Origin of the sequence: Methylobacterium sp. V23, from assembly GCF_002917135.1 — a bacterium.
Classification (GTDB): domain Bacteria; phylum Pseudomonadota; class Alphaproteobacteria; order Rhizobiales; family Beijerinckiaceae; genus Methylobacterium.
Genome location: NZ_PDHT01000080.1, coordinates 1 through 5,449 on the forward strand (window position 1 = coordinate 1; position 5,449 = coordinate 5,449).

6 protein-coding genes are annotated in these 5,449 nt (G+C 70.2%); all 6 read right to left on the reverse strand.

What is annotated here, in order from left to right; all coding sequences use genetic code 11:
* Nucleotides 1-111 precede the first annotated feature (111 nt).
* On the reverse strand, nucleotides 112-1,269 hold the full coding sequence (gene pqqE / locus CRT23_RS27040) for a pyrroloquinoline quinone biosynthesis protein PqqE (protein ID WP_055951555.1): 1,158 nt from the start codon (nucleotides 1,267-1,269) through the stop codon (nucleotides 112-114).
* Nucleotides 1,266-2,348, reverse strand: coding sequence for a pyrroloquinoline-quinone synthase PqqC (gene pqqC / locus CRT23_RS27045; RefSeq protein ID WP_103712578.1), 1,083 nt, complete (start codon nucleotides 2,346-2,348; stop codon nucleotides 1,266-1,268). The genes pqqE and pqqC overlap by 4 nt, the downstream gene beginning before the upstream one ends.
* A gap of 143 nt (nucleotides 2,349-2,491) precedes the next feature.
* Nucleotides 2,492-3,394, reverse strand: coding sequence for a pyrroloquinoline quinone biosynthesis protein PqqB (pqqB, locus tag CRT23_RS27050; RefSeq protein ID WP_103712579.1), 903 nt, complete (start codon nucleotides 3,392-3,394; stop codon nucleotides 2,492-2,494).
* 43 nt (nucleotides 3,395-3,437) lie between these two features.
* A complete protein-coding gene (gene pqqA, locus CRT23_RS27055; protein ID WP_055889187.1) occupies nucleotides 3,438-3,527 on the reverse strand; it encodes a pyrroloquinoline quinone precursor peptide PqqA in 90 nt (29 codons plus the stop codon).
* A 200-nt stretch (nucleotides 3,528-3,727) separates the two neighbouring features.
* Nucleotides 3,728-4,432, reverse strand: coding sequence for a response regulator transcription factor (locus tag CRT23_RS27060; protein ID WP_055951546.1), 705 nt, complete (start codon nucleotides 4,430-4,432; stop codon nucleotides 3,728-3,730).
* A partial coding sequence (locus CRT23_RS27065; RefSeq protein WP_146056551.1) for a HAMP domain-containing sensor histidine kinase occupies nucleotides 4,429-5,449 on the reverse strand: 1,021 nt, incomplete at its 5' end. The genes CRT23_RS27065 and CRT23_RS27060, both read right to left, overlap by 4 nt.

Here is a 5,449-nt window from a genome sequence, read left to right on the forward strand (position 1 = left end):
CGGTCGCGGTGTTGGCCTTGGTGACGGCGGGCGTCTCGGGCGCCGGGGGCGCGGTCTGGGCGAGCGCGGGAGCGCCCGCGAGCATCACGAACGCGGCAAGTGTGACGGGCTTCAAAGCGGCGCTTCCTCATTCAGCGGCGTACGCACATTGGGCTGCACGTTACTGCCGATGGTCCGGTAGACGTAGTCGGGCGGCGTCTCGGCCGCCTCCTCGGTGGCGAGATCGCGCACCTTGGCGTGAAGCGGCGAGAGGGAGCAGGCCGGGTCGGTGGCCGCCGCATCCCCGGCGAGCGCCAAGGCCTGGCAGCGGCAGCCGCCCCAATCCTTCTCCCGCCGATCACAGGAGCGGCAGGGCTCCTTCATCCAGTCCGTGCCGCGATAGGCCGTGAAGGCCGGCGAATTTGCCCAGATGTCGCCGAGCGAATGGTCGGACACGTACCAGAATTCGAGGTTCGGGATCGTCTCGGCCGCGTGGCAGGGCAGCACCTTGCCCTGGGGCGTGACGTTCATCAGCTTGCGGCCCCAGCCCCCGGCGCAAGCTTTCGGGTACTTGGCGTAGTAGTCGGGCACCACGAGATCGATGACGAGCTGGCCCTTCAGGCGTTCGCGGGCGGCCTCGACGATGCGGATCGAGCGATCGACCTCGGCCTTGTTCGGCATCAGGGCGGCGCGGTTGACGTAGGCCCAGCCGTAATACTGGGTGTGGGCGACTTCCAGGCGCTTGGCCCCGAGCTTCACCGCGAGGTCGATGAAGCCCTCGACCTCGTGGATGTTGCCCCGGTGGATCACGGAATTCAGCGTCAGCGGCAAGCCGAGCTGAGTCACCCGCTCGGCGAAGGCGAATTTCTGCGGCTGGGCGTTCTTGAGACCGCCGATCTTCTCGGCATTGGCCGCATCGACGCCTTGCACCGAGAGCTGCACGTGGTCGAGGCCGGCGTCGTAGAGCGCGTCGAGCTTCTGCAGGGCGCCCCCGACCCCGGAGGTGATGAGGTTGGAATACAGCCCCAGTTTCGCGCAGGTCGCGGTGATCTCGACGATGTCGTTGCGCGCCGTCGGCTCGCCGCCCGAGAGGTGGACGTGCAGCACGCCGAGACCCGCCGCCTCCGTCAGCACCCGCTGCCAGGTCGCGGTGTCGAGTTCGCCCGAGCGCCGGTCGAGTTCGAGCGGGTTCGAGCAGTAGGGACAGCGCAGGGGACAGCGGTGGGTGAGCTCCGCGAGGAGCCCGACCGGGGCCGGCAGGGTGGGGGCGTTCGGCGTGATCGCGTTCATCGCTCTAGGACCCGTTTCGTGGCCAGATCGTTCAGCATCACGAGGATGTCGGCCTCGATCACGGCGGGGTCCGCCGTGAATGTCTCGCCCAGCAGGATGGCGATGTCCCGCACGCTGCGCTGCCCGTCGACCCGTTCGAGCACCGCCACCGCGTTGGCGTCGAGATCGAAGGTGCGCTCCGGCGCCAGGAGGACGTGCTGGTTGCGCACGGCGTCGTGGCGCAGGCGCACGCCGCGGGGCAGTCGCGGCACGTCCTGCGCCGTGAGGGTGCCGGTCCCGGCCGCCTGCGACACCGCCGGCTCGGGCACCAGCCCGGTGCCGGGGGTCCAGGCGTCGGGCGGGATCAGGCCCGGGGCGACGTAGGCGAAGTAGAGGGCGTCGAGCTGGGTCCAGAGCACGTTGCACTTGAACGTCAGCGCGTCCATCGCCTGGCGCTGCAGGGCCGGCGTGGTGGCGTGCTCCTTGACGTAGGCGATGGCGAAGTCCGCGTCGCGCGGGGCCTGGGTCAGGCGCTTGTCGAAGTAGGCCAGCGTGTCCTTGGTGATGAAGTCGTAGTTCTTCAGCATCCCGGCCACCCGTTCCGAGATGATGGTCGGCGAGAACATCTCGGTCAGCGAGGAGGCGATCGCCTCGAGGAGCGAGCGCTCCTTGACGAAGTGCACGTAGGCATCGACCGAGAACCGGGTGGCCGACAGGATGCCGTGGGTCGATTCCACGTAGTCGCGGGCAAAGCCCACGCCCTCGGCGAGCTTGAGCCAGCGCTCGATGCCGCCGTCGCCGGGCGCGTCGCCGTCATGGTCGACGATGCGCTGGCGCCAGACCCGGCGCAGGGACGCGTCGGTCATGCGGGCGAGCACGGCGGCGTCCTTCACCGGGATCATCGCCTGGTAGTAGTAGCGGTTCAGCGCCCAGGCCCGGACCTGATCCTTGTTGAGCTTGCCGTCGTGCAGCAGGCGGTGGAACGGGTGCAGGTTGTGGTAGCGGCGCGCACCGATGTCGCGCAGGGCCGCCTCCAGCTCCTCGGGCGAGAGCAGGCGCTGGGCCTCGTCGGTCTTCGGGGTGGGGAAGGGCGCGGTCATGGCGTGGCTCGCGGATCAGCGTGGAGCGGTTTTAGGAACTTTTCTTATCAATCGCGCCGCGCCCCGTGAAGGCCGCGGGCGCACCGACGCAATTCAATCGGACACAATGTATGTCGTCGGCACTAAACTGCCAGATGGACGCCTCACGAAAGGGTCAGCGTCAAACCGTCATGGGCCACGGTCCAGCCCGCGGCCTCGACCTCGCGCCGCGCGTCGGACGCTTCGACCAGCACCGGGTTGGTGTTGTTGATGTGGACGAAGACGCGGTGGCCGATCGCGACGTCGGACAGGGCCGCGATGGAGCCGCCCGCGCCGGTCATCGGCACGTGGCCCATGCGCCAGCCGGTCTTGGTGCCGACACCGGCGCGGATCATGTCGTCGTCGAGGAGAACGGTCCCGTCGAACAGCAGGGCGTCGACCCCGGCGATGCGGGCCTTCAGATCCGCGGTGACGCGGGCGCAGCCCGGAATGTAGGCGAGCCGACGCCCGCCGGCCTCGATCATCGCACCGACCGTGGTCTCGGTCTCGGCGCCGATCTCCAGGGTCTCGTCCTCGAGCCACAGGGGCACCTTGCCGGGGACCGCGAACAGGGTGACGTGCAGGCCCGGCACCGGCTCGAAGCGCCGGTCGAGGGCGATCGGCTCGCGGGCGACGACGCCCGCCGCCATCACGTCGAACACCCGGTTGGCGTTGACGGAATCGAGGATCCCGGCGGTGCCGTAGAGGGTGAAGGGCTGGCCCTCGCGCAGGGTCAGCAGGCCGGCGACGTGGTCGACGTCGCCGTTGGTCAGCAGCACCGCATGGATCGGCGAGTGCCGCAATCCGGTGCGCGGGTGCATCGCAGGATTGTCGAACAGCTGCTGGCGGATATCGGGGGAGGCGTTCACCAGGAGCCAGCGCTCTCCATCGGGGGAGACGGCGATGCTCGACTGGGTCCGCGGCCTGACGCGGGTCTCGTCCTCGCGGGCGAGGGCGCAGATCGGGCAGCGGCAATTCCACTGGGGAAGGCCGCCGCCCGCGGCTGAACCGAGGATCAGGACATGCATGGTGGAACCGACGCTGCCTTGGGACCCTCGGGTTCGGCGAAACTTAGTTGAAGGTGTCGATCTCAGCCGACTCGTAGCTGGTGACTTCCATGCCGACGCAGATCTCGGAAACGATGGGGGCAGCCCAGGTCATGGTGTTTCTCCTGAAAGTTTCTTCTGAACGTCAGCAGCATCCCGATCGCCTCTAAGAAGATCGTAAGACACTGACGGCGCAGTGATTTCTGTCGCCGCGCTGGTATCGACAATTTGGCCCGGCAGTTCAAGCGCTAAATTGCCGGTTTCTCCCGTCCACCCCCGCGAATCCGCGACCGGCGTTAACGCGGCGTGCCCGTTTCAGTGCCGGAAATCCTGTCCCTTCAGGTCCAGCATGAAGCCCCGGCCCCGCACCGTGACGATGACCGGGCCGCCGAGGCGGACGAAGTCGGACAGCTTGGTCCGCAGGTAACCCACGTAGACATCGACGACATTCAGCGAGAGGCCGCCCTGGCCGGCCCAGAGCTTGTCGAAGATGTCGCCCCGCGAGACCGGGTGGTTGGCGTTGTCCATCAGCAGGGCGAGGAGCTCGGCCTCCCGCGGGGTGAGGCGCGCCGTCGCATCCGCGAAGCCCACCTGCCGGACGGTGAGGTCGAGCATCAGCTTGCCGGCCGTGACCAGGGTGCGGGGCTCCTCCGAGGCTTTGCGGCGGAGCAGGTGGGTCTGGAGGCGGGCCAGGAGCTCGTCGAAGACGAAGGGCTTCACGATGTAGTCATCGGCCCCAAGGGCCAGGCCCTCGGCGCGGTCGCGGACCTCGTCCCGGGCGGAGAGGAAGAGAATAGGCCCCGGATAGCCGCCCTCGCGCAGGGACCGGCAGACGTCGTGGCCGGAGCCGTCCGGCAGGGTGATGTCGAGAACCACCGCCTCCGGCGCCTCGGCGCGGGCGGCCGCGAGGGCGTCGTCGACCCGTCCGGCGACGCCGACGGAGAAGCCCTCCGCCTCGAGGCCGCGGGCGAGCATGGCGCGGATGTCGCTGTCATCCTCGACGATCAGTACGCGCGTCATGCCACGGTCTCCTGGGCGCCCGTCGGGTGAGGCGAGGGGGGATGCTCGGCGTCGCTGGCGGGCAGCGCGGGCAGGTCGAGGGCGACCTGCGCACCGCGCCCGCCCGGACCCGCCCCGAGGCGGATGGTGCCATCATGACGCTCCACGACCCAGCGCGCCAGGGCCAGTCCGATGCCGAAGCCGGCCTCGCCCGTGGGACTGTCGCGGCGGAAGCGCTCGAACAGGCCGTCGCCGAGGTCGGGGAAGCCCGGCCCGTCGTCGGTGATCGTCACGACGGCGTGCCCCCCGTCGGCCCGCGCCAGGGCGACCACCACCCGGGTGAGCCCGGTGGCGTGGCGCAGGGCGTTGTCGATCAGGCTCTCGACCACCTGGCGCAGCCATTCCCGGTCGGCGAGCAGCATCGGGTCGGTCTCGGCCGGATCGAGGCTCAGCGCCACGCGGCGGCGGGCGGCCTCGGAGGCCATGCCGTCGACGGCCTCCGCCAGGATCTCCCCCGCGCCCACCGGGCGCCGGTCGAGCTCGATCTGCCCGGATTCGGAGCGGGCCACGCGCAGCAGGTCCTCGACCCGGCGCTTCAGGCGCAGGGCGCGCTTGCGGATGGTGGCGAAGACGGGGGTGACGTCGACCTGCCGCCCGGCCGAGCGGGCCGCGATGTCGCACTCGCCGAGGATGACCGTCAGGGGCGTGCGCAGCTCGTGGCTGACATCGGCGAAGAAGCGCCGGCGGGAGCGATCCACCGCCTCCAGCCGGGCATTGGCGGCGCGCAGGTCGAGGGTGCGGGCCGCCACCGTGTCCTCCAGTGCCGCGCGGTCGGCGGCGAGCCGGCCCTCGCGCCGGGCGAGGCGGGCGGCCATGCGGTTGAAGTTCGCCACCAGCAGGCCGAGCTCGTCCCGGGTGGCCACCGAGAGGCGGGTGTCGAGCTCGCCCCGGCCGACGGCGCTGGCGGCCCGGCGGACCGCCTCGATCCGGGCCAGCACCGGACGGGTCACCGCCCGGTAGAGCAGGAGCACGATGGCG